The sequence below is a fragment of the Streptomyces sp. NPDC048278 genome, from assembly GCF_040652195.1.
GTDB lineage: Bacteria > Actinomycetota > Actinomycetes > Streptomycetales > Streptomycetaceae > Streptomyces.
Genome location: NZ_JBEZLP010000013.1, coordinates 53,364 through 76,577, shown reverse-complemented (window position 1 = coordinate 76,577; position 23,214 = coordinate 53,364). Strand labels below are relative to the sequence as shown.

The following is a 23,214-nucleotide window of genomic DNA, read 5'->3' as shown; positions in this document are numbered from 1 at the left end:
AGAACGGCTTCGGACCGGGCCGAGAGTTGCCGATCCCGTGGCCAGGCTGCCAGGGCAACGGCTGTCACCCGTTGCGACGCACGAGGGCGGCGTTGCGGGCCCCGGCGAGGCTGCGGGCCCCGCCGGCCTTCCGGGACTTGCCGCCGGTGCCGCGGGAGGTGTCCTTGCTGGTGCCGAGGCCGCGGAGGGGACCGTTGGTGTTCTTGGGCCGGGGGCCGGCGGACCCGCCGTCGAGCGGGATCCCGGAGGGAGCCTTGGCACCGGTGATCCGGCCAAGCTCCGCCTCGCCCGAGCGCACCTTGATGACGGTCGGCCCGGTGTCGGCCCCGGCCAGCACGCGGCTCGTCTCGCGGCGCCGGCCCGCCGGCCCGAGCATGACCACGCTGCCGGACTCACCGCCACGGGCGGTGCGGCCCGCCCCGTACACGTAGTCCTTGGCGTCCGTGCGCGGGTCGGCAGGGGCGGTAGGCGACCAGTACCGCATGCTCATCTCCTTGGAACGCTGCCGTCTGGGAGAGGCAGCCGTCCGTGCCACCCTGGCACCTCCCTGCACCGGACCGGGCGCTCGGCTCCCGCCTCGGACACGGTGGCCGAGGCCCGTCCACCTCGCGGTGGCAGTCGCTGTTACGCCTCGGAGGTCATCGCTGGGCCGGCGCGGGGATGGCGTTGTCGATGAGGACGGCGGCGATGGCGGCGGCTGTGGGGAAGAATTCGGTGTTGAGGACTCGGGTGCGGGCCGCGGCGCCGTCGAGGAGCAGGGCGAGTTGCTCGCCGAGCTGTTCGGGGTCGGTGGCGCCGGCTTCGCGGGCGGTTTCGGCGAGTCGCGTGGCGATGGCCTGCTTGTAGTCGCGTGCGTATCGGCTTGCCGGGTGCTCGGGGTCGTGGAGTTCGACGGCCGCCGCGATGTAGGGGCACATGGGCGTGATGTCCTCCGGCCCGGACGCGGGCACCTCGAAGGCGGCGAGGAGTCGCTCCCGGGGCGTGAGGTCGGTGCGGTCGAACACCACGGGCATGACGTCGGGATCGAATCGGCGCAGGTATTCGGCGACGAGTTCGTCCTTGCCGGCGAAGTGCTGGTAGGCCGTGCGCTTCGACACCTGGGCCGCCGCGCAGAGCTGGTCCATGCCGGTGCGGTTGATGCCCTGCTCACGGAACAGCTGCTCCGACGCGCCGAGGATGCGCTCGCGCGCGCCCCTGCCGCGGCGCCGGCCCTGCGGGCCCTTCTCCAACTCCGTCATGCCTCCAGCATAGCCCAGCAGGGTAACGACCGGTGTACATAGCTTGCACCCCGATCGGGTGCGCGCTACGTTACGTACACAGCTCGGTGTACATAGCTCCCGGGCTGTTCGGATGCCTGTCGATGCAGGCGATGCAGGCGGTTCAGTCGATTCAACGGAGTGATCATGGGGAAGCTCGACGGAAAAGTTGCGGTGATCACGGGCGCGACGACCGGCTTGGCGCTAGCCGGCGCCAAGCTGTTCGTCGACGAAGGGGCGTATGTCTTCATCACGGGCCGGCGGCAGGAAGCGCTGGACGACGCCGTCAAGCTGATCGGCCGGAACGTGACCGGTGTGCAGGGCGATGCGGCCGACCTGGACGATCTGGACCGCCTGTACGACACGGTCAGGCGGGAGAAGGGCGCGATCGACGTGTTGTGGGCCAGTGCCGGGACGGGCGAGCAGGGCAGGCTCGGGGAGATCACCGAGGAGCACTTCGATGCCGCCTTCGGGCTGAACGCGCGCGGCACGCTGTTCACGGTGCAGAAGGCGCTGCCGCTGCTCAACGACGGCGGCTCGATCTTCATGACCGGGTCGAACGCTTCGCGGAAGGGCTATCCGGACTGGAGCGTGTACGCGGGGAGCAAGGCCGTGCAGCAGGCCTGGGCCCGCGTGTGGCTGGCCGAGTTGAAGGACCGGCGGATCCGGGTGAACGTGCTGACCCCGGGGCAGGTCGCCACGGCGAAGCAGCAGGAACTGTTCGACACGGAGACGATGCGGGCCTTCGAATCCCTGATCCCCCGGGGAGAGATGGGCAGCCCCGAGGAGATCGCGACGGTCGCGCTGTTCCTCGCCTCGGACGACTCGAGCTATGTGAACGGGATGGAGCTGGTCGCCGACGGCGGCACCACAGCCGTCTGAAGTGCCGTGAGCAGTCCGGTACTTGTCAGCGAACCCTGCTTGAGCGGGGCAGTCAGTCTTTTCGAGCGTCAGTCAGGATGGGGCATCTCGTGAGCAGCATCAGCATCATCGGCACCGGGAACATGGCTCGCACCATCGGTGCGTTGGCGGTGGCGGGCGGCAACACCGTCGAGGTCATGGGCCGTGACCGGTCCAAGGCCGCTGACCTGGCCGACGGTCTCGGCGGCAGCGCCACGACGGGAGAGTGGGGTGCCGTCCCGGCCGGGGACATCGTCGTCGTGGCCGTGCTGTACGACAGTGTCGTTCCGGTCGTCGCCGAGTACGGGGACGCCCTCGCGGGCAAGGCCGTCACCGAATTTCACGGCTGAGTCGCGCCGCCGGCCGACAGCTCCGTCAGGGGAACCCGTCGGAACTCGATCGATTCGTACGCCGTCCGGACACCCGTTTCGTACAGGATGCCGACACTGTCGTCGTCGGTCTGGACGAGGTCCGAGTACCCGGCCTTCCGCGTGGACAAGGTCAGCGCATGATGGAAGGACCGCCCGTCGTCGGTACTGCTCCACAACGCCATCGCCGCGCGGTCGGTCGGTACGGAGGGTCCCGAGAACAGCAGGTTCCCGTTCTCCCCGGCCAGTTGCAGCAGGCTCCCCTCCACCAAGGGCACGTCGTCCAGCGAACGCTGCTCCGCATAGCCTCGGTCCAGGGTCGTGCCCCCGTCGCTGGAGTAGGTGTCCAGGCGGTTTCCCGAGCTCGTGCCCTTCTGGTTCCTGGCGTTGAAATACAGTCGCCCGTCCGGCAGTTGGGCCGCCGTCGACTCGTTGGCGTTGTACACGCCCTCGTAGGAGTCGTCGACGAAGCCGAGGTGCCAGGACTTCCCGCCGTCGTCGCTGTAGATCGCGTGCGCCCCGTAGTACTTGGGCTCCTGGCCGGTGTCCGGGGACCCCGGAGGCGGCGCGGAGGAGTGGTTCGCCGGGACGACCAGGCGCCCCGCGTGGTCGCCCCGCGTCAGCGCGACGGCGTGGCCGGGCCCCGTGGCGTACCAGCGCCAGTCCGGCTTCTTCACCGCCGACGTGATCTCCCGCGGGGCGGAGAAGGAGCGTCCGTCGTCCGCGCTCGTCTGCACGAAGACCCGTCGGCCCTGCTCGCCCGTGGCCTCACCGCGCAGAATCTGCGCCTCGGTGACGTCGCCGCTGTGGTACGAGGTGACCAGCACGATGTTCCCCGTCCGGGGATCGACGACCGGGGACGGGTTGCCCCGGGTGTTCCCGTCGCCCTTCGCGACGACTTGCAGCCGGCCCCACGTGCAGCCGCCGTCCCACGACCGCCTGAGCACGACGTCGATGTCACCGTGGTCCGCCCTGCCCCCGACCCGGCCTTCGGCGAAGGCGAGCAGGGTCCCGCCGCTCGTGCGGACGACGGCGGGTATGCGGTAACTGACGTAGCCGCCCGCACCCGCGGTGTACGGAACGGAGGAGACACAGCCCCGGCCCGGATCGGCATCCGCGCTGTCCGCCCGATCCCCCCAGGACCTGACGGCGACCACGAGCACAGCGAGACCGATCACGACAGCACCGAGCACGGACACACGACGGCTCGGGAAGGGACGCCTCATTGCACTCCAGTCAGCGGAACAACCCAGCCGGACCTAAAGGCGTACTCGTGACGCAGCAACGCCGCCCAGGTGACGGGGAGATGAAGGGCCGTCATTTGGGGGCGAAGAACTCGACGACGCGGAAGGCCACTTCGTCCAGTGCGTCAAGGGCCTGGTTCCGCTCCCGGCGACGGCGTGAATGCCCAGGGTCGCGCGGGAGCAGCCGGTCCGTTCGAAGTCGGTGGCGAGGAGAGCGGAAGGGCTTGTTCAGTACAGGAATTGAGAAGGAAGCCCCTTCATGGCCTCGCCGGGGGTAACGCTAGCACTCAGTCGGGGATCAGGTCGCGCAGGTTTTGGAGGGTGATGATCCGGGAGTCCGGGTGGAGTCCCTCGGGGCGTTCGAGGCCGATGTAGGTGACGGGGTCGTGCGGGACCGGGTCGCCGGTCCACAGGTCGACGGTCGTGGTGTCGTCGGTCATCAGGGCGGCCAGGTGTCCCACCGTCAGCTGCTCGCGTTCCACGACGGCGCGCACGAGCTTCGACACGGACACCTGGTTCTCCTCGACGCGGTTGCCCGACGAGATGCCCCTCAGATACAGGTGCAGCCACTTCGCGTGCCACCGGCCGTCGTCCCCGCGCCGGAACACCAGCGGCAGGGCCACCCGGCCCACCCCGCGCAGCTCCGACTTCATCCGCACGGTGCGCGGTTCGAACGGCCGGCCCTTCTGCTCGGCGTCGCGCAGCATGAAGCCGAAGAACGACTCCTCGACCTCCTCGAAGCCTTCGCCGGCGTAGATGTTGACCTGCGGGACGATGAACGTGCCGCGCACCCGGTCCAGGGACAGGCTGATGAACTCCGAGGCCCCGTCGGGCGCCTCGGTGACGTCGCCCGAATGCTCGCCGCCGACGGCGGTGAGGGAGGTGTAGGACAGCCAGGAGTCGGTGCTGTAGTCGGTGTGGAGGAGCAGTGCGGACAGGTCGTAGTCGGTCCGGTGACTGCTCTCCTTCCAGTACACGAAGAAGCGCAGCTGTTCGCCGTCGACCGCGGAGACCGAGCCGCGCGGCAGTACGCCGAGCCCGGCCGCGGTCGCCCGGCCGCTGAGCGGGAGCGCCACGTCGAGGACGTCGGGGTCGAGCAGCAGCCGGGACGGTGCCGGGAGCCGACGGCGCGTCTCGGCGTCGAGGGCGGCGATCAGACGGTCGCGGTCGGCGGCCGGTACGGGCGCCCGGACGTCGGGGGTGGCCCAGGCGCGGCCCCGGCGGTTGACGAAGATCCGGGGCCGGCCGGTCTCCCGGGCCCGGTTGTGCAGGTGCTCGCGCACCGCGAGCACGACCCGGCCGGAGACGTCGGGAGCGACCCGCACCGCGGCGGCCACCACCGCGTCCCGTTCCTCCTGGTCGGCGGCGGTGCGCAGCAGGACGTCCAGGGCGCGGAACAGCTTGCCGGGCGCGGACTGGAGCAGCTCCGCCGCACCGGGGACGTCGGACGCGGCGAGCAGCCGCTCGACCCGGCTGTCGAAGGAGCGTGCCTCCTTCTCGCCCCGCGCGACCGCGAACACGTCGGCCGCGTGCGGCCAGCGCGGGTACTCGTGCGGGTGGAGGCGCTCGCCGAGCCGCTTGAACGGCTCCCGGTGCGCGTGCACGTCGGCGAGCTTGGCGGGGTTCGCGGCGACCACGGCGTCGAGGCCCGCGAGCAGGACACGGCGCACCGGCCGGGACAGCGCCCGGAACCGGGTCGGCTCCTGGAGCGTCACGTCGCCGCCCGACAGCGCGCAGGCCAGCCGCAGCACGTCGGTGACGGTGTCGAGGAGGAGGTCCGCGCCGACGCCGAGCCGGGCCGCGTTGACGACCGCCCGGTTCTCCCGGACCGGGATCGCCGCCGGCTGCGGGCCGGGCGCGCAGCGCTCGGCGAGGGTGGCGAGGTCGCGCAGGTCGTCCTCGCCCAGCGGGGTCGTGCTGCCGGCCAACGCCAGGTACAGGTCGGTGAGTTCGTCGTCCAGGTCCCGGCCGAGGTGCAGGACGGTGACCCGGTCGCCCGCGGAGGCGATCAGTTCGTCCTGCACCGCGAGCATCTCCTCGTAGGTGTGCTGGTACCTGCCGTAGGTGGGGAGGCCGAGCAGGTCCAGCACCCCGCGGCCCAGCTGTGCCAGCACGTTCTCGCGCGCCTTCTCGTCGCCGAGCGCCTGCGCGACGCACCGCATCCAGAACTCCTCGGTGTCCGGCACGTTCGCCGGGAAGTCGATGAAGTACGCGTTGTGCCGGACGTGGTCGCCGACCATCTCGCCTACGGTGCGCAGCGTCCGCCGGGCGGTGTGCACGACCGCGGCCTCGGACAGGCCCGACAGCCGCTCCAGCAGCTCCGCGGAGAGCTTGAACCCCGCGGAGGCCAGCGCCGCGTCGAACTGCCGTGCGGCGACGGCGCCTTCCCCGGCGGAGCCCTTGGGGGCGGGAAGGCGGTGGGTGTGCCGGATGACCAGCGATTCGGGACTGTGCGCCATTCCGGGATGATCGCAGAGGTGCGCGAGCCGGTGCACAGGAGTTTTCCGCTCCGTCCGCCGCCGGACAGCTCCTGCGGGCACCTCCTACCGGACAGCTCCTGCGGGCACCTCCTAGCCCAGGTCGAAGGTGTTGGGCAGCCCCAGCCGGTAGCGCAGTTCGTCGACCCGTTTCAGGGGCTCCAGCTCCGGGGGCCGGAACAGCTCCCAGATGCCGCACCGCTCCGCGTCCGAACCGTCCGCGTCCAGGAGTGCGTTGACGGCGCGCCGGGCGGATTCGTTGGCGCCCTCCATGGTCGCCAGGTCCACATCGGTACGGATGTAGTCGCCGGCGAGGAAGAAGTTCGGCACCGCCGTGCTCGCCGACGGGCGGTGGTAGAGCGTGCCGGTGGGGTGGATGAGGAGTTGCTCCCGGTTCTGCGGGTCGGGGCCGCCGAGGCCCGTCACCGCCGGGTCCATGAACCAGCCGAGCCGGTCCTCGTCCCTGAGCGTCGTCTTACCGGAGTCGTTCAGGCCGTCCTTCAGCTGGGCCCAGAGTTCGGCGACGATCTCGTCCCTGGTGCACTCGCGGGCGGTCTTGCCGTACAGGATGCCGGGCTTGTCCCACTCGGAGATGATCGTGGACAGGCACTCGTGGGCCTGCCCGTCCCCGTAGTCGCGCGCGAAGTCCCGTACGTCCCAGAACTGGGACTGGCCGATGCCGGTGACCGCCCAGGGCGAGTCGAGGCAGTTGATGTGGCCGTGCACGACGGGGGTGGGCGTGCGCAGGTAGAACATGATGCCGGTCATCCAGTCCGTCTTCAGCGCGTCGCACCGCCCGAGCTGCGGGTCGGCGGCGCGCAGGGCCGGGCCCCAGGTCACCCGTGCGTGCTCGACCGGGAGGGCGGAGACGTAGTGGTCGGCGGTGACGGTGCGCTGCCGGCTGCCGTCGCGCGCCGCCACCCGTACGCCGGTGACCCGGCCGCCGTCGTACACCACCTCCCGGACCTCGGTGCCGAGGACGAACTCGACGCCCAGGGAGCGCAGATGGGTCTCCCAGGGGTCGATCCACGCCTCGCTGGTCGGGGCGTTCAGCACCCGGTCGACGTCCGCGTCGCCGTCCATGCCGCGGCCGAGCAGGCCCCACAGGATGAGGGCCTCGATGATGACGCGGCCGACGGTGCGGGTGGAGGCGACCTCGGCGCGGGTGGCGACGAGGTTGCGGGTCTGGCCGATGCCGAGGAGCACCTGGTACTCACGGCTCATCTCGCCCGCCCGGATGAAGTCCCACCACGCGACCTTCTCCCACTGGTCCTCGCGGCGGGCGTCGCAGCTGGTGAGGTGGACCAGGAGGCGGTCGGCGAAGTAGGCGGCCTCGTGGGCGGGCAGGTGGGTGCCGAGGTCCAGCACCGACAGGACCTGGTCGCGGATCCAGGACGGGGTGAGGTCGCCGGCGGCGGGCGGGGTGGTGACCCGGCGGAGCGGGAAGTGCAGGTCGGGGCGGCCCGAGTCGCGGGCGAACAACTCCTCCGTGCCGCTGCGGAGGTTGCCGTGGACGCCGTTCGCGCTGCCGGGGAAGTGGGGATGCGGCGCATGGTGTCCGGCAGGTTCCGGTAGAAGCCGGGGAAGAAGCGGAAGCCGTGCTCGCCGGGGAGCGGCCTGCGTCCGCCCGTTCCGGTCCCGGGGACGTCCATCGAGCGGGCCTTGCCGCCGAGGGCGTCGTAGTACTCGTAGACCGTGACCCGGTAGCCGCGTTCGGCGAGTTCGTGGGCGGCGCTGAGGCCGGAGACCCCGCCGCCGAGGACGGCGACGCGCCTGCCGGATTCGGCCGCGGCGGCACGGCCGGCCGCCCCCAGGACACCGGCCGTCCCTAAGACGCCGGCCGCTCCCCCGCCCACCGCTCCGGCGACCACTCCCCCGCCCGCCGCCAGGAAACGCCTGCGGCTGTGCCCGCCGTGCCCCTGAGACTGCTGCGCGTGTTCCGTTGTCATGAGAACCGGAGAGTAGGGAGGGGCTCCGGCAGCCGGAAGCCCCCTTACGTGTCACCTACAGCATCCTCACAAACACCTGCCACCGGCTCGACGCACAGGACTTGCTGCATATGATTTGCAAGTGCTTGACTATCGCATCAGAGCAGCCGGTACGGCCCACCTCGGCGAGGCGCGGGCCGTGATGCTCGACACCGTGTACCGGGACTTCGGCACGGGCTACGTGCCGCACTGGCACGCGGACATCGTCGACCCGGAGTCCTTCTACGTCGCCCCGCCCCGGCACACGCTGCTGGTCGCGGTGGACGAGACGGACGGTTCGGTGGCCGCCACGGCCGCGCTGGACGCACGGGGGCCCGCCCACCCGCCGAACCCCCGGTGGCTGGCCGAGCGCTACCCCTCCGGTACGACCGCCCAGCTGCGGCGGGTGTACGTACGCCCGGAGCACCGGCGGCGCGGGCTGGCCCGGCGACTCGTTTCCGGGCTGCTGGACTTCGCGCGGGCGGACGGCGGTTACCGGGCCGCGTACCTGCACGCCTACGCGCACTCGCCCGGGGCGCTGGGGTTGTGGCGGACGCTCGGCGAGGTCGTCTGCGACGAGCGGGACGAGGCGCCCGGCGGCGGCAGCGGCGTCGTGCACTTCGAGATCCCCCTTGCTTGAATGAAAATCATTTTCATATGATCTCGGAAAAGCCCCGCACGACAGAACGAGGACCATGAGATCTCCCCGCCGTCGGCTGACCGCCGGACTGCTGCTCGCGCCCCTGCTCTCCGGCTGCTTCTCCACCACCGGCGCCGACTCGTCCTCGGACTCCGGCCCGTCGGGCTCCGGTGGCGGGCGGCTGCGGGTGGCGCTCGCCTTCCCGCCCACCGAGAACTACTCCCCCTACGGCCAGGACGCCGTCGCCCTGTCCCGGCTCGGTGTCGCCGAGGGTCTGACCCGGCTGGACGCCAACGGCACCGCCGTACCCGCGCTCGCCGAGTCCTGGAGCAGCGAACGGGGCGGCAGGAGCTGGCTGTTCACGCTGCGGGAGGCCAGGTTCCAGGACGGCACCGAGGTCACCCCCGGGGCCGTCGCCGCCGCGCTCACCCACGCCGCCGAGGCCGAGCCCGCGCCCGCCGCCCTCTCCGGCGTGAAGCTGACGGCGCGGGCCGTCGGCGACGACCGGGTCGAGGTCGCCACCGCCGAGGCCGATCCCGTACTGCCGCTACGGCTGACCAACCCGAACCTCGCGGTCTTCTCCCCGAAGGCGTACGGCAAGGACGGCAGGGTGAGCCCCGTCGGCACCGCCACGGGCCCCTTCGAACTCACCGAGGTCACCGGCGACACGACGGCCGCCCTCAACCGCTTCGACGACTACTGGGGCGGCCGTGCCCAGGCGTCCGGCATCGACGCCAGGTTCGTCTCCGACGGCACCGCCCGCGCCAACGCCCTGCGCACCGGTGACGTGGACATCGCCGAGGCGATCCCCGTCGCCCAGGTCGCCTCCCTGGAGAAGGCCACCGTCCACCCGAACAACACCGCCCGCAACACCAGCCTGTTCCTCAACACCCGGACGGGCGTGTTCAGGGACGCCGGACTGCGCGCCGCGGTACGGGAGGCGATCGACACCTCCACCGTCGCCAAGGGCGTGTTCGAGGGATACGCCGGGCCCGCCCAGGGCCTCTTCGGCCCCGCCCTGACCTGGGCCGCAGGCAAGCGGACCGAGCCGACCGGCCGGGCGAAGGCCGCCAGCCCCAAGGGCAGGAGCATCACCATCGCCACCTACAGCGACCGGCCCGAGCTGCCGGAGACCGCCCAGGTGCTCCAACAACAGCTGGAGAAGGCCGGGTTCAAGGTGAAACTGGAGGTGCGCACCTACGCCCGGCTCGAAACCGACCTCCTGGCAAGGAAGTTCGACGCGGCCGTGGCCTCCCGCAACATGATGCTCGACACCGGCGACCCGGTCACCGTCCTCGCCGGCGACTTCACCTGCGACGGCTCCTACAACCTGGCGTTCCTGTGCGACCGGAACGTCGACAGGCTGGTCGCCGCCGCCGGGGCCGAGTCCGACCCGGGCAGGCGGCAGGACGCGGCGATGAAGGCGGAGGCCGCGATCCTCGGCACCGACGCGGTGATCCCCCTCGTGCACCTCAAGGTCGTCACGGGCATCGGCACGTCCGTCAAGGGTGCCGTACTCGACCCGTACGAGCGGGAGTTCGTCGGCACCGGGACCCGGCGCTGACCGCCCCGGCCCGGTTCGCCGCCGCCCTGCGCCGAGTCGCGCGCGGCGGCGGCCCCACGCTGCTGTGGCGGGCGGCGCTCACGGCCGCTCTCGTCTGCGCGATCGGCCTGCTGCCGTGGCTCGCCCGCACCGACCCGGCGCTGACCGTGCTCAAGGCCCGCTCCGCCGAGCGGGCGCCCACTCCCGAGACCCTGCGCGCCATCCGTGACCAACTCGGCCTGGGCGAGGGGCCGTTCCACCTGCTCGCGAAGTGGCTCGGCGGGCTGCCGCGCGGGGACGCGGGCCGGTCCTGGGTGTCGGACACCGACGTGCTGCCCGCCGTCGCCCAGGCGCTCGGGGCATCCCTGCTGCTCATGTCCGGCGCCGTCGTCGTCGCCGTGCTCACCGCCGCGGCCACCTGCGCCCGCACCCTGTACCTGGGGTCCCGGCGCCGCCTCGGCGGACGGGCACCGGGCGGCACCGGGTCGGCGGTGCTGGCGGCGCTTCCGGAGTTCCTCGTCGCCTCCGTCCTGGCCTCCGTCGTCGGTGTGCAACTCGGCTGGCTGCCCGCGCTCGGCTGGTACGGCCCGCGGTGGATGGTCCTGCCCGCCCTCGCCCTCGGCCTGCCCGCCGGGGCGGTCCTCGGGCGGCTGCTGGACGACCTGCTGCCCGCCGCGTTCGCCGAACCCTGGGCGCTGGCCGCAGCCGCCCGCGGCGTGGCACCGGCGTCGATCGCCCGGCAGGCGCTGCGCCGCTGCGCGCCCGGACTCCTGCCCAGCCTGGGCCTGTTCGTGGTCGGCCTGACCGGCGGTTCGGTCGCCGTCGAGCAGATCTTCGACATCCCCGGCCTCGGCCGGCTCACCCTGCACGCCGCCCTCGCCCAGGACCTGCCCGTCCTGCAGACCGGCACCCTCGCCCTCGTCGTCCTCGCAGCCGTCGCCGCACTGGCGGCCCGGCTCGGCGTACGCCGGCTGACCGGGCCCGCGCTGCGCGACGGCGCCCTGCACTCCCTGCACCGACCCACCCCGCCCGCGCCACGGGTCGTACCGCTCGGCCACGGCCTGCTGCTCGCCGCCGTCATCGCCCTCGGCCTGCCCCGCGACCCGCTCGCCCTCGACACCACCGCCCGCCTGCAAGCCCCGTCCTGGGCGCACCCGTTCGGCACCGACGCCCTCGGCCGGGACGTGCTGGCCCGCGTCGCGCACGGCGCGCTCACCACCCTCGGCACCGCCCTCGCGGTCAGCGCCGCCGCCCTGCTGGCCGGCGTCCTGCTGGGCCTGCTGCCCCGGCTGTCCGGGCCGCTGGCCGACACCGTCAACGCCGTACCGCCCGTACTGGCCGCCCTCCTCGTCACCGGTGTCGCGGGCAGCGGGCCCTGGACACCGGCCGTGGCGGTGGCCGTCGCGGCCTGGTCCCCGCTGGCCGTCCACACCTCGGCCCTGCTGCGCCAGGAGCGCGCCACCCTCCATGTGACCGCGACCCGGGCCCTGGGTGCCGGCCGCGGGTACCTCCTCCGGCACGAACTGCTCCCCGCGGTCCTGCCACCGGTCGTCCGGCACGCCCTGCTCCGGCTGCCCGGCATCGCACTGGGCCTGGCCGCGCTCGGCTTCCTGGGCCTGGGCGCCCAGCCGCCGTCCCCCGAGTGGGGCCTGCTGCTGGCGGAGAACCAGCCCTACGCCGAACGCGCCCCGTGGGCCGTCCTGGCCCCCGCCGCCGTCCTCGCCCTCCTCGGCGCACTGGCGGTGACAGCGGCGGGAGGCATACGCCTACCCCACCGCAAGCGGCCAGACCCACGCAGGCCCACACAGCGCCCCGTCAGGGGCGCGGGGAACTGCGCGACCAGCCACGACGGCGCCGCACACAAGACAAGCACCGCACACACGGCACACACGGCAAGCACCGAGCACACGTCCAGCGCCGCACACACCCCACGCACGGACACCGCATGACGGAACCCCCCTCCCGCAGCCCGACCCGACCGCCCGTCCCCGCCGCGAAGCGTCCCCGCGAGCGCGTCTGGAGGCATCTCCCGCCGCTCCTGCGGCTGCTGATACTGACCCAGCTCGCCTTCAACGTCGGCTTCTTCGCCGTGCTGCCGTTCCTCGCGGCACACCTCGGCACCGCCGTCGGCATGGCGGGCTGGCTGGTCGGACTCGTGCTCGGCCTGCGCACCTTCAGCCAGCAGGGGCTGTTCGTGGTCGGCGGCCGGCTCGCCGACCGGTACGGCGTCCGGCCGGTCGTCCTGACCGGGTGCGCACTGCGGATCGCCGGGTTCGCCTGGCTCGGGTACGCGCGGGCCCCCTGGGCGGTGATCGGCTCGGTGCTGCTCATCGGCTTCGCCGCCGCGCTGTTCTCCCCCGCCGTGGAATCCGAGGTGGCCCGGCAGGCGGTGCTGTGGGAGCAGCGGGGCAAGGGCCCCCGTACCGGCGTCCTGGCGCTGTTCTCCGCCGCGGGCCAGGCGGGCGCCTTCGTCGGCCCGTTGCTCGGCGCTCTGCTGCTCGCCGTGGACTTCCGTGCCGCCTGCCTCGCCGGAGCCGCGGTGTTCGTGCTCGTCCTCGCCGGGCACGCCCGCCTGCTGCCCCGGCACATCCCCGGCCGGGAACCGGTCCGGGACCGGGGCGGTCTGCGCGCGTTGCTGCGCAACCGCCGTTTCCTCGCCCTGTGCTGCGCCCACGGCAGCTACCTGCTCGCCTACAACCAGCTCTACCTCGCCCTGCCCGCCGAGGTGGAACGGGCGACCGGCTCCCAGACGGCCCTGTCCTGGCTGTTCGCGCTCTCCTCCCTGCTGGTCGTCTCCGCCCAGCTGCCGGTCGCCCGCTGGGCCGGTGAACGGCTCGACCTGCGCCGTTCCATGGCCGCGGGGCTGGTCCTGGTCGCCGCGGGGTTCGCGGTCGTGGCCGCGGCACGGCCCGCGGGGTGGACCGGACTCGTGGGGCTGCTGCCCGCCGCCGGGTACGTCGTCCTGCTCACCCTCGGCCAGATGCTCGTCACCCCGGCTGCCCGCGCCTGGGTGCCCGACCTCGCCGAGCCCGGCAGACTCGGCCTCTACACCGGAGCCCTCTCCTCCGTCTCGGGCCTGATCGTCCTCGTCGGCAGCTCGGCCACCGGCACCCTTCTCGGCCTCGGCCTCCCGCCCGCCGTGCCCTGGCTGGTCCTCGCCGCCGTACCGGCCCTGGCGGTGACGCTGCTGCCACGCCGAACCGTCAACTCTCGGTAATGATTTTCATATCGATCAGATCAAGCCATGGTGTTGACATTCATTTCCATCTAGCGTGAGGGCACAACCACCCACGAACCGACCCGTCCTGGAGGACCCATGCCCTCGTCCCCGTCCCGCTCCCGGTCCCGGCAGCTCGCGCTGGTCACCGGCGCCTCGCTGGCCCTGCTCGCGGGCTGCGGCAGTTCGGCGGACTCGTCGGGCTCGTCGGGCTCGTCGGGTTCCGCAAGCGGCGCAAGCACCGCGCAGGGCGCCGCCGCCTCCTCCTCGAAGGTCGACGTGGTCGCCTCCACCGACGTGTACGGCGACATCACCGAGCAGATAGGCGGCGACAAGGTCCACGTCACCTCGGTCATCAGCGATCCCGACCAGGACCCGCACTCCTACGAGGCCGACACCCAGAACCAGCTCGCCCTGTCCCGGGCCGAGGTCGTCATCGAGAACGGCGGCGGGTACGACGACTTCGTCGACCGGATGCTCAAGAGCGGCGGCAACTCCTCCGCCGAGGTGATCAACGCCGTCAAGGTCTCGGGCAAGTCGGCCCCCGAGGGCGGCGAGCTCAACGAGCACGTCTGGTACGACTTCCCCACCGTCGCCAGGATCGCCGACCGGATCGCCGCCGCCCTCGGCAAGGCGGACCCCGGCGACGCCGCCGCCTTCACCGGCAACGCCCAGGCCTTCAAGGCGAAGCTGAAGCCCCTGGAGGCCAGGGAGGCGGAGATCAGGAAGGCGCACCGCGGCGAGGCGATCGGCATCACCGAGCCCGTGCCGCTGTACATGACCGAGGCCGCCGGTCTGGTGAACAAGACCCCCGAGGCGTTCAGCGAGGCCGTCGAGGAGGGCAGCGACGTCTCCCCCAGGGTCCTGAAGGAGACCCTGGCGCTGTACAGCGGCAAGCAGGTCAAGGCCCTGGTCTACAACGCCCAGACGTCCGGGCCCCAGACGCAGCAGGTCGAGGACGCGGCCAAGGCCGCCGGCATCCCCGCCGTTCCCGTCACCGAGACCCTGCCCGACGGCAAGGACTACCTCGGCTGGATGACCGCCAACGTCGACGCGCTCGCCGACGCGCTGAACAAGTGAGGAGGCCCGGCATGGCCTCCGTGCCCCGAGCCCGCGAGGGCGCCCCCGCGGCCCGGGGCGCCGGCTCCGCCCCGGTGATCCGGCTGCGCGGCGGCGCCCTGTCGTACGGCGCACGCACGGTGTGGCGCGACCTCGAACTCGACGTGCGGCCCGGGGAGTTCCTCGCCGTGCTCGGGCCGAACGGGTCGGGCAAGTCCAGCCTCGTACGGGCCCTGCTCGGCCGGCAGCCGCTCGCCGCGGGCGAGTTGAGCGTCCTGGGCCGCCCGCCGCGCGAGGCCGCCCGGCACGTCGGCTACGTCCCCCAGCAGGCGGCCCTCGCCGCGCAGGCCCTGGTCCGCGCCCGCGACCTGGTGCGCTTCGGCATCGACGGCCACCGCTTCGGCCCGCTGCCGCGTACGGCCGGCACCCGCCGCCGGGTGGACGAGATCCTCGGGTCGGTCGGAGCCACGGCCTACGCGGACGTCCCCGTCGGCCTCCTGTCCGGGGGCGAGCGGCAGCGCGTGCGGATAGCGCAGGCCCTGGCCACCGACCCGAGGATCCTGCTCTGCGACGAACCGCTGCTCTCCCTCGACCTGCACCACCAACGGGCCGTGACCGGACTCATCGACGGGCGCCGCCGCTCGCACGACACCGCGGTGGTCTTCGTCACCCACGAGATCAACCCGGTGCTCGGCCTCGCGGACCGGGTGCTCTACCTCGCGCCGGGCGGCCACCGCGTCGGCGCCCCGGACGAGGTCCTCACCTCCGCCTCCCTGTCGCGGCTGTACGGCACCCGGGTCGACGTCGTACGCGTGCACGGCCGGATCGTGGTCGTCGGCGCGCCCGACGAGGCGGCCACTCCGGCCCACCACCCGCACCGGCCGAAGGGAGCACGCCCATGACGTCCGCCGACGGCATCTGGCACCAGATCTTCGACTACGCCGACTACGGTGAACTCCTCGTGCTGGTCCGCAACTCGCTCGTCGCCGGGGCCGTGCTCGGTCTGGTCGGGGGCCTGGCCGGCGTGTTCGTCATCATGCGCGACCTGCCCTTCGCGGTGCACGGCATCAGCGAACTGTCCTTCGCGGGCGCCTCCGCGGCCCTGCTGCTGGGGGCGAACGTCGTGGCGGGCTCGATCGCCGGGTCGCTGCTCGCGGCCGGCCTCATAGGCGTCCTCGGCACGCGCGCCCGCGACCGCAACTCGGTGATCGGCATCCTGATGCCCTTCGGCCTGGGCCTCGGCGTGCTGTTCCTCGCCCTCTACAAAGGGCGGGCGGCCAACAAGTTCGGGCTGCTGACCGGTCAGATCGTCGCCGTCGACACCCCGCAGCTGACCTGGCTGCTCGCCACCTCCGGCGTCGTCCTGGTCGCGCTGGCGGTGATGTGGCGGCCACTGACGTTCGCCGGCGCCGACCCGGACGTGGCCGAGGCGCGCGGGGTGCCGGTGCGCGGTCTGTCGATCGCCTTCATGCTCGTCCTCGGACTCGCCGTCGCCCTCTCCGTGCAGGTCGTCGGTGCACTGCTGGTGCTCTCCCTCCTCGTCACCCCGGCCGCGGCTGCTGCCCGGGTCACGGCCTCGCCGGTCCTGCTGCCCGCCCTGAGCGTGCTGTTCGCGGTGGTCTCGATCGAGGGCGGCATCCTGCTCGCCCTCGGCAGCAGCATCCCGATCAGCCCCTACGTCACGACGATCTCCTTCGCCGTCTACCTCGGCTGCCGGGTGGTGGGCGGCTACCGCACCCGACGGTGGGGAGCCGGACGGCCGGCTCCGCGGCCCGCCTGACGACCGTGTCCGGGGCGTGTCCCGGGCGTGTCCCCGGCAACCGTGAAGACCCGTGGCCGAGCCGGTCGTGGATCGGCCGGGGGGTCTCGGGACAATCATGGGCATGAGCGACCGCATGTCCGATGCCGAGAACCGGCTGTCCAGGATCGAGGGGCTGCTGGAGAGCGGCGAGCACGATGTCGTGCCCGCGTGGCGCAGGGCCACCCAGGGCGAGCCGCGGTGGGCGGTGACCGCCGTGATACTGGTGGCGATCGGCCTCCAGCTGATGCTGCCGCACCGGCTCGCCTTCCAGCCGTACTGGCTGCTGCCGGTCCTGGAGGTGGTGCTGCTGGCCGGTGTCATCGTCGGCAACCCCCGGCGGGTCGAGCCCCGTACCCGGTGGCTGCGGCTGCTGGGGCTGGTGCTGATGGGGGTGATCAGCCTGGCCAACGGCTGGTCGGCGGTGCGGCTGGTGGCGGGTCTCGTGAACGGCACCGAGGGCCGTGACGCCGGGCCGCTGCTGCTGACCGGCGGGGGCATCTGGCTGACGAACGTCATCGTGTTCGCCCTCTGGTACTGGGAGTGGGACCGCGGCGGCCCGATGGCCCGGGTCCTCGGCCGGCACCAGTACGCGGACTTCCTCTTCGTGCAGATGCAGAGCCCGGAGACCGCGCCGCAGGACTGGGAGCCGGGCTTCCTCGACTACCTGTACCTGTCCTTCACCAACTCCACCGCGTTCAGCCCGACCGACGTGATGCCGTTGTCGCACTGGGCCAAGATGCTGATGATGCTCCAGTCCTCGGTCTCCCTGGTGACGGTGGTCCTGGTGGTGGCGCGAGCCGTCAACATCCTGCAGTGACGGCACCGGCGGCCGGGCTGCCTTAGGTTCGTCCCCATGAGCGAAGACTCCCTGCGCCTCGTCACGGTCGAGCGCACCGGCACCGGCCGTTTCACCGCCACGAACGCCCGCGGCGGCACGATCGCCTTCGGCACCGGCGACGGCACCGAATTCACCCCGGTCGAACTGCTGCTCGCCGCGATCGGGGGCTGTACGGCGGCGGACGTCGACGTATCGACGAGCCGACACGTGGAACCGGCCACGTTCACCGTCACCGTCAGCGGCCACAAGGTGAACGACGAGGACGGCAACCGGATGACGGACCTCGCGGTCGCCTTCTCGGTCACCTTCCCGGAGGGCGCGCCCGGCGACCGCGCCCGCGCGATCCTGCCCCGGGCGGTCGCCGTCTCCCACGACCGGCTGTGCACGGTCAGCCGCACGGTCGAGGCGGGCACGCCGGTCGCCGTGTCGGTCGAGGGATGACACGGCGCGGCGCGAACTGTCACCGGCTGATGGCCAAGGGGTTACCGTTCGACTCAACTCACTGTCCAGTGGGGCCAGTTGACACAGGTTGGCGCTAGCGTTCGACCTGCGGCCCCCAGGGGAGGGCCGTACGGCGGTCTGCTGGGGGTGAGCGTGATGGGACGGGGAACGGTCCTGTCCGCGGCGGCGGTGGCACTGCTGCTCGCGGGCTGCACGGACGGCGGGCACGGCGGCGCCGGGGCCACGCCCGGGGGCACGGCCGCGGGGAGTTCGAGCACGGCGGGCGGTTCGGCCGCTTCGGGGGACGCGGGTGCCTCCCCGTCCGCATCCCCGTCCGCATCCGCGTCCGCGTCCACCTCCAGCCAGCCGTACACGCTGGCCGAGGCCGTCGCGCCGAAGACGCGGGCCGAGGCCGTGGCGTTCGTCCGCGGGCTCACCGTGCAGCCCGACTACTTCGGCACCGGGTACCGCAGACGGGACCCGTACGAACAGGGGCCGACCAGCTGGGCCGTGCTCGGCGCGGACTGCCTGTGGCGCCGCGAGGCGCTCCCGTCGACCGTGCTGGCCAGCCTGACCAGGTCGTTCGTCCGGCAGGGCACGGGCGGCGAGGGAGCGGTGTACGTGTCCCTCACGGTCACCGTGCACGCCTCGGTCCGCGAGGCCCGCCGGGACATGGCGTCCTCGCTCGAGGAGCCGCTGCGCTGCCCGCAGGAACGGCTCAACGCGACCGACACCGTGCAGAAGATGGCCTCGCGCGGCGATCCGTTCGGCGAACAGCGCACCGCCACCACGGACGACGACCTCACCGAGTACGGCGAGTACGTCGTGGACGGTGACCCGAAGGCCCGTGACTTCGACTGGTACAAGCACCGCCTCGGCCCGGTGACCGTGGCCGCGACCGTGCGGCACGCCGCGGGTGAGAGCAAGCAGGAGCAGACGGCCCTCACCGAGGACGCGCTGACGGGCGTCGGCTATGTGACGGCGAACGTGGACCGCTACGGCCGGGACCGGGCCTCGGCCACCCCGTCAGCCACTGCGTCAGACACCCCGTCAGACATCCCGTCAGACACTTCGTCAGCCACCTCGTCCGCCGAGGTGAAGGGAGCCGGCGATGAGTGAGGCGTTGCGGCCGTCCGACCCGTCGTCGGTCGGGGGCTTCCGGCTGCTGCGGCGGCTCGGCGCCGGCGGTATGGGGTTGGTCTATCTGGGCCGCTCCGAGACGGGTGCGCTGGCCGCCGTGAAGGTGATCCGGGCGCAGGGCGCCGACGACGACGGTTTCCGGGCCCGGTTCGCGCGGGAGGCGGAGCTGGCGGCCCGGGTCGACAGCCCCTGGGTGGTGCCGGTGCTCGGCGCGGACGCCACCGCCCACGAGCCGTGGCTGGCGACCGGGTTCGTGGCGGGTCCCTCGCTCGCGGAGGCGGTCACCGCGCACGGACCGCTGCCGCCGTCGGCCGTACGCGTGCTGGGCTCGCTGCTCGGCGAGGCGCTGGCCGCCGTGCACGCGGCGGGACTGGTGCACCGGGACGTGAAGCCGGGCAACGTGCTGCTCGCGGTCGACGGGCCGCGGCTCATCGACTTCGGCATCGCGCGGGCCGCCGACGACACCGCCCTGACCGCCTCCGGCATGGTGGTCGGCACCCCGGGCTTCCTCGCCCCCGAGCAGGCGCGCGGCGAGGCGGCCGGGGCGGCGAGCGACATCTTCGCGCTGGGCTGTGTGCTGGCGTACGCGGGCACGGGCCGCCCGCCGTTCGGCACCGGCGCCCCGGACGCGCTGCTCTACCGCACGGTGCACGACGAGCCCGACCTCGACGGTGTCACCGGCGGACTCCGCGGGACGCTGGACGCCTGTCTGGCCAAGGACCCCGGTGAGCGGCCCGGCGCGGCGGAGCTGCGGCTGCGGCTCGCCGAGGACTTCCGGCTCCGGCCGCCGACCGCCGACGCGGCGCAGTCGCCGTCGGCCTGGCTGCCGGACCCCGTCGCCCGCATGGTGGCGGCCCGGGCGGCGGAGAGCCTCGCCCTGCCGGACATCGAGCCCACGGTGGTCGACGACCCCGGCGCCGGCCGGCCGGCCCGCCCCGCCCGGCGGCGCCTGCTGCTGGCCGGGGGTGCGCTGCTGCTGGCGGGCGGCGGTACCGGGGCGGCGCTCTGGGCGGCGGGCCGCGACGACGGCTCGGGAGAGAAGACGGCGGCCCGGCCGTCGTACGTGCTCGGCGTGCAGGTGACGAGGAGCGGGGCGGCGGCACCCCTGGCGCGGGCCTGTGAACGGGCCGCGCGGCTGGCCGTCGCCGAGCACAACGCGACCGCGGGCCGCACCTTCGACCTGGGCGTACGGGTCCTGGACGACCACGGGACCGTCGACGGGGCGACCTCGGTCGCCCACGAACTGGCCGCGGACCGCGCCGTCATGGCCGTGCTCGGCCCGGTCACCGAACTGACGATGCGGGCCGCCTCGCGCGTCTACGCGTCGGCCAAGCTCACCCATGTCAGCAGCACCACCGGGCAGAACGACTACTACGTCTGGTCGCCGACCGTCACCTTCCAGACCGGGGTCGGCCACCAGGCGGCGGGCACCGCGATCGCCCTGCAGGCACTGCTGAAGGGCCTGACCGCCCCGTTGGGCATCGTCATCGACCGGTCCGGTGGCTCCGTCGAACACGACCAGGGCAGCATCCTGGTCACCCAGTGGCGGGACACGCTGCACGCCCGGGTGGTCCCGAAGGTCGTCGCCGAGGACACCGACGACGCCCCGGCCGCCGTCGCCTCCATCCTCGCCGCCCAGGTCCGCGACTTCGTCTACCTGGGCCCGCTGGAGGCGACCGTCCGGGCGGCCCGGCAGCTGTCCGCGGCCGGTTTCACCGGACCGCGCTGGATGTCCCATCTCCTCTACGGCTCCGACTTCCCGAAGCTCGCGGGCGCGGCGGGCGAGGGCTGGTTCGTGGTGACGCCGGCCGTCGACGCGAGCGTGCTCAAGACCAAGGCGGCCGAGCGGTTCACGGCGGCCTGGCGCAAGCGGTACGGCGGCGTCCCGGACCCGTACGGCGCCGAGGCGTACGACAGCGTCCGGATGGTGCTGCGCGAGTTCACCAGAACCCTGCCGTCCGGCGGTGGCCGCCCCGAACGGCTCGCGCTCGCCCTGCGGCTCCACAAGGCCAAGTACCAGGGCATCGCACGCACCTACGCCTTCAACCAGTTCAACCAGTTCGACGCCGACGTGAAGGCCATGGCCGGTGTGACCTACGTCCACCAGGTCCACGACGGGCGGTTCGAGCAGATCGGGCCGATCCTGGCCGCGCAGACGAAGGGGTAGCGGAGTTGGAGCGGCTCCGGCCCGCCGACCCGTCCTCCGTCGGCGGCCACCGGCTGGTGGGGCGGCTCGGGGCCGGCGGCATGGGCGTGGTGTACCTGGCCCGTTCGCCGCACGGCGCCTGGGTCGCGCTCAAGGTGATCCGCGAGGAGTACGCGGGAGACCCCGGTTTCCGGGCCCGGTTCCGCCGCGAGACCGAGCTGGCGGCCCGGCTCACCAGCCGCTGGACGGTGCCCGTGCTCACGGCCGACGCGGACGCCCGCGCGCCCTGGCTGGCCACCGCCTACGTGCCCGGCCTGCCGCTGTCCGAGGCGCTGGCGCTGTACGGCCCCTGGCCTTCCGGCCAGGTCCGGACGCTGGGCGCCGCCCTCGCCGCGGCCCTGGACGACGTGCACCGGGCCGGTCTCGTCCACCGGGACGTGAAACCGGCGAACGTCCTGCTCGCCGCCGACGGGCCGCGTCTGATCGACTTCGGCATCGCCCGCGCGGTGGGCGCGACGGCACTCACCACGGACGGCTCGGTCATCGGCTCCCCCGGCTACCTGTCACCGGAGCAGGCCCGCGGCAGGACCGTCGGACCGCCCAGCGACGTCTTCTCCCTGGGCTGCGTGCTCGCCCGTACGGCGACCGGACGACCGCCGTTCGGCGCCGGGGGCGCGGCGGCCGTCCTGTACCGGACGGTGCGCGAGGACCCGGACCTGGCCGGCGTCCCCGAGGAGCTCGCCCCGACGCTGCGGGCCTGTCTGGCGAAGGAACCGGGCGACCGCCCCACGATCTCCCGACTGCTGTCCTCTTTCGGTGAGTTCACGGCGGAGTCGTGGCTGCCGCCCGGCCTGCCCGCGCTGGTCGCGGACCGCGCGGCGCGCGTCCTCGACCTGCCGGTGCCGGAACCCACCGCCCTCTCCGAGGCACCGTTCACCGACACCCCGCCCGCCCCGTCGCGGCGCCGGCTGCTGATCGCGTCGGCGGCGGCCGGCGTCAGCGCGGTCGGCGGCGGCAGCGCCTGGTGGCGGTGGGGCCGGTCCGGGACGCCGGGGTCCGCCAAGGGCCCGCTGCCGAACCGTACGATCGCCCTGCTCGGGGACCTGTCCACCGCCGTCGTCCAGGCCCAGGTGCGCGGCGCCCAGCTGGCGGTCGTCCAGCACAACGCCCGCTCCGACCGGACGTTCGACCTCGCCCTGCGCACGGCCGACGACCAGGGCACCGCGGCCGGTTCGGCCGCTGCGGCAGCCCGGCTCGTGGCCGCCCGCGAGGTGTACGCGGTGATCGGCGCCGGCACCAACGCGGCCGTGCCCGCGGCCGTGCCGGTGTGCACCGAGGCCGGGGTGTGCCTGCTGGTCACCCGCGCCGATTCCACCGCCCTCAACGGCACCAACACGACGAGCTCCCTGAACCTGCGCAGCACCCGCACCACGGGGCCCGGTGCCGTCGTGAAATACCTCAACGTGGTGGCACGGCCGGCCCGGACCGTCGTCGTGCACGACCTCACCGACGCCGACGACGGCGAGGCCACCGTCCGCGGTGTCACCGTCTACGGGATGCTGACGGTGGGCAGAGTCGAGGTGGCCGAGGTCGCCGGGGGTACCGGCTTCACCGACGTGGCCCACGGCCTCGCCGCCCACCCGGACACGGCCGTCCTCTTCGCGGGCGGTCTCCCGGCCCGCGCCGCCGCCTGCGCGCAGGCCCTGACCGACGCGGGGCACCGCGGGTTCCACGGCGGCGACGAACACATCCTCGGCAGGCCCTTCCTGAAGGCCGGCACGGGCTGGTGGATCAGCACGGGGTACTGCGACCCGTCGGCCGACCCGAAGACCCGGGCGTTCGCCGCCGCCTACCGCACCCGCTACCGCACGGCTCCGCCACCGTGGGCGGCCGAGGCCTACGACGCCGTCGGCTACGCCGCGCACGGCCTCGCGGCGCCCAGCAGCGACGAACGCGAGTCGCTGCGCGCGGAGTTGATGCGCAGACCCTGGCAGGGCATCACCCGCAGGTACAGCTACGAGAGCCAGACCCAGTACCTGGAGACCGACCAGGACGGCGGTTGGTTCCTCTACCGCGTCGAGAACGGCAGGGCCCGGTTCGTGGCCCGGCACGACGACATCAAGAACCTCGCGAAGAAGAAGACGTCGTAGGCGCCCCTGGGGGCTGGGGGCCGGGGG

General features: G+C 73.2%; 16 protein-coding genes and 3 pseudogenes. 14 read left to right on the top strand and 5 right to left on the bottom strand.

Features of this window, described 5'->3' with window-relative positions:
• Window positions 1-64 precede the first annotated feature (64 nt).
• Window positions 65-454, bottom strand: a pseudogene (locus AB0D74_RS23245) (RNA helicase); the annotation flags it as partial.
• A gap of 184 nt (window positions 455-638) precedes the next feature.
• The gene (locus tag AB0D74_RS23240) at window positions 639-1,238 is read right to left on the bottom strand and encodes a helix-turn-helix domain-containing protein (RefSeq protein ID WP_362590062.1); all 600 of its coding nucleotides are present in this window, start codon (window positions 1,236-1,238) and stop codon (window positions 639-641) included.
• A 165-nt stretch (window positions 1,239-1,403) separates the two neighbouring features.
• On the opposite strand from AB0D74_RS23240, the gene AB0D74_RS23235 reads away from it, so the two are divergent.
• Both AB0D74_RS23235 and AB0D74_RS23230 read left to right on the top strand, forming a co-directional pair.
• Window positions 1,404-2,138 carry an SDR family oxidoreductase gene (locus tag AB0D74_RS23235; protein ID WP_362590059.1) on the top strand — a complete coding sequence of 245 codons (735 nt, stop codon included), beginning with the start codon at window positions 1,404-1,406 and terminating at the stop codon, window positions 2,136-2,138.
• An 89-nt stretch (window positions 2,139-2,227) separates the two neighbouring features.
• A pseudogene (locus AB0D74_RS23230) lies at window positions 2,228-2,494 on the top strand (NAD(P)-binding domain-containing protein); the annotation flags it as partial.
• Between the two features lie 2 nt (window positions 2,495-2,496).
• Here the strand turns inward: AB0D74_RS23230 and AB0D74_RS23225 are convergent.
• The 3 genes and pseudogenes from AB0D74_RS23225 to AB0D74_RS23215 all read right to left on the bottom strand — a co-directional run bounded on the left by AB0D74_RS23225 (window position 2,497) and on the right by AB0D74_RS23215 (window position 8,194).
• Window positions 2,497-3,702: a sialidase family protein gene (locus tag AB0D74_RS23225; RefSeq protein WP_362590056.1), complete on the bottom strand. Its 1,206-nt coding sequence runs from the start codon at window positions 3,700-3,702 to the stop codon at window positions 2,497-2,499.
• A 353-nt stretch (window positions 3,703-4,055) separates the two neighbouring features.
• Window positions 4,056-6,227: a hypothetical protein gene (locus AB0D74_RS23220; RefSeq protein ID WP_362590052.1), complete on the bottom strand. Its 2,172-nt coding sequence runs from the start codon at window positions 6,225-6,227 to the stop codon at window positions 4,056-4,058.
• A gap of 111 nt (window positions 6,228-6,338) precedes the next feature.
• Window positions 6,339-8,194, bottom strand: a pseudogene (locus tag AB0D74_RS23215) (FAD-dependent oxidoreductase).
• 121 nt (window positions 8,195-8,315) lie between these two features.
• Between AB0D74_RS23215 and AB0D74_RS23210 the strand changes: the two are divergent.
• From AB0D74_RS23210 to AB0D74_RS23155, 12 genes are all read left to right on the top strand, one after another.
• The gene (locus AB0D74_RS23210) at window positions 8,316-8,852 is read left to right on the top strand and encodes a GNAT family N-acetyltransferase (protein WP_362590049.1); all 537 of its coding nucleotides are present in this window, start codon (window positions 8,316-8,318) and stop codon (window positions 8,850-8,852) included.
• A gap of 55 nt (window positions 8,853-8,907) precedes the next feature.
• Window positions 8,908-10,416 (top strand): ABC transporter substrate-binding protein, encoded by a 1,509-nt coding sequence (locus tag AB0D74_RS23205; RefSeq protein ID WP_362590046.1) that lies wholly within the window; start codon window positions 8,908-8,910, stop codon window positions 10,414-10,416.
• Between the two features lie 59 nt (window positions 10,417-10,475).
• Window positions 10,476-12,344 (top strand): ABC transporter permease subunit, encoded by a 1,869-nt coding sequence (locus AB0D74_RS23200; protein WP_362590558.1) that lies wholly within the window; start codon window positions 10,476-10,478, stop codon window positions 12,342-12,344.
• On the top strand, window positions 12,341-13,612 hold the full coding sequence (locus AB0D74_RS23195; RefSeq protein WP_362590043.1) for an MFS transporter: 1,272 nt from the start codon (window positions 12,341-12,343) through the stop codon (window positions 13,610-13,612). Before AB0D74_RS23200 ends, AB0D74_RS23195 begins: the two co-directional genes overlap by 4 nt.
• A 99-nt stretch (window positions 13,613-13,711) precedes the next feature.
• Window positions 13,712-14,692, top strand: a complete 981-nt coding sequence (locus AB0D74_RS23190) for a zinc ABC transporter substrate-binding protein (RefSeq protein ID WP_362590041.1) — start codon at window positions 13,712-13,714, stop codon at window positions 14,690-14,692.
• Window positions 14,693-14,703: 11 nt separating this feature from the next.
• Complete coding sequence (locus AB0D74_RS23185; protein WP_362590039.1) at window positions 14,704-15,573, top strand: ATP-binding cassette domain-containing protein; 870 nt, start codon at window positions 14,704-14,706, stop codon at window positions 15,571-15,573.
• Window positions 15,570-16,451: a metal ABC transporter permease gene (locus tag AB0D74_RS23180; protein ID WP_362590036.1), complete on the top strand. Its 882-nt coding sequence runs from the start codon at window positions 15,570-15,572 to the stop codon at window positions 16,449-16,451. The genes AB0D74_RS23185 and AB0D74_RS23180 overlap by 4 nt, the downstream gene beginning before the upstream one ends.
• 103 nt (window positions 16,452-16,554) lie before the next feature.
• Complete coding sequence (locus AB0D74_RS23175; protein WP_362590033.1) at window positions 16,555-17,289, top strand: hypothetical protein; 735 nt, start codon at window positions 16,555-16,557, stop codon at window positions 17,287-17,289.
• 36 nt (window positions 17,290-17,325) lie between these two features.
• Entirely contained in the window at window positions 17,326-17,751 is a 426-nt protein-coding gene (locus tag AB0D74_RS23170; RefSeq protein ID WP_362590030.1) for an OsmC family protein, read from the top strand.
• A 156-nt stretch (window positions 17,752-17,907) separates the two neighbouring features.
• On the top strand, window positions 17,908-18,870 hold the full coding sequence (locus AB0D74_RS23165; protein WP_362590027.1) for a hypothetical protein: 963 nt from the start codon (window positions 17,908-17,910) through the stop codon (window positions 18,868-18,870).
• Window positions 18,863-21,058 carry a bifunctional serine/threonine-protein kinase/ABC transporter substrate-binding protein gene (locus AB0D74_RS23160; protein WP_362590024.1) on the top strand — a complete coding sequence of 732 codons (2,196 nt, stop codon included), beginning with the start codon at window positions 18,863-18,865 and terminating at the stop codon, window positions 21,056-21,058. The genes AB0D74_RS23165 and AB0D74_RS23160 overlap by 8 nt, the downstream gene beginning before the upstream one ends.
• A 5-nt stretch (window positions 21,059-21,063) precedes the next feature.
• Window positions 21,064-23,187 carry a bifunctional serine/threonine-protein kinase/ABC transporter substrate-binding protein gene (locus tag AB0D74_RS23155; protein ID WP_362590021.1) on the top strand — a complete coding sequence of 708 codons (2,124 nt, stop codon included), beginning with the start codon at window positions 21,064-21,066 and terminating at the stop codon, window positions 23,185-23,187.
• Window positions 23,188-23,214: the final 27 nt, after the last annotated feature.

What these genes read in the sequence shown, in the direction of transcription:
- AB0D74_RS23240 (WP_362590062.1), bottom strand. Translation starts at nt 1,238, where the DNA reads ATGACGGAGTTGGAGAAGGGCCCGCAGGGCCGGCGCCGCGGCAGGGGC.
- AB0D74_RS23235 (WP_362590059.1), top strand. Translation starts at nt 1,404, where the DNA reads ATGGGGAAGCTCGACGGAAAAGTTGCGGTGATCACGGGCGCGACGACC.
- AB0D74_RS23220 (WP_362590052.1), bottom strand. Translation starts at nt 6,227, where the DNA reads ATGGCGCACAGTCCCGAATCGCTGGTCATCCGGCACACCCACCGCCTT.
- AB0D74_RS23205 (WP_362590046.1), top strand. Translation starts at nt 8,908, where the DNA reads ATGAGATCTCCCCGCCGTCGGCTGACCGCCGGACTGCTGCTCGCGCCC.
- AB0D74_RS23195 (WP_362590043.1), top strand. Translation starts at nt 12,341, where the DNA reads ATGACGGAACCCCCCTCCCGCAGCCCGACCCGACCGCCCGTCCCCGCC.
- AB0D74_RS23190 (WP_362590041.1), top strand. Translation starts at nt 13,712, where the DNA reads ATGCCCTCGTCCCCGTCCCGCTCCCGGTCCCGGCAGCTCGCGCTGGTC.
- AB0D74_RS23185 (WP_362590039.1), top strand. Translation starts at nt 14,704, where the DNA reads ATGGCCTCCGTGCCCCGAGCCCGCGAGGGCGCCCCCGCGGCCCGGGGC.
- AB0D74_RS23180 (WP_362590036.1), top strand. Translation starts at nt 15,570, where the DNA reads ATGACGTCCGCCGACGGCATCTGGCACCAGATCTTCGACTACGCCGAC.
- AB0D74_RS23175 (WP_362590033.1), top strand. Translation starts at nt 16,555, where the DNA reads ATGAGCGACCGCATGTCCGATGCCGAGAACCGGCTGTCCAGGATCGAG.
- AB0D74_RS23170 (WP_362590030.1), top strand. Translation starts at nt 17,326, where the DNA reads ATGAGCGAAGACTCCCTGCGCCTCGTCACGGTCGAGCGCACCGGCACC.
- AB0D74_RS23165 (WP_362590027.1), top strand. Translation starts at nt 17,908, where the DNA reads ATGGGACGGGGAACGGTCCTGTCCGCGGCGGCGGTGGCACTGCTGCTC.
- AB0D74_RS23160 (WP_362590024.1), top strand. Translation starts at nt 18,863, where the DNA reads ATGAGTGAGGCGTTGCGGCCGTCCGACCCGTCGTCGGTCGGGGGCTTC.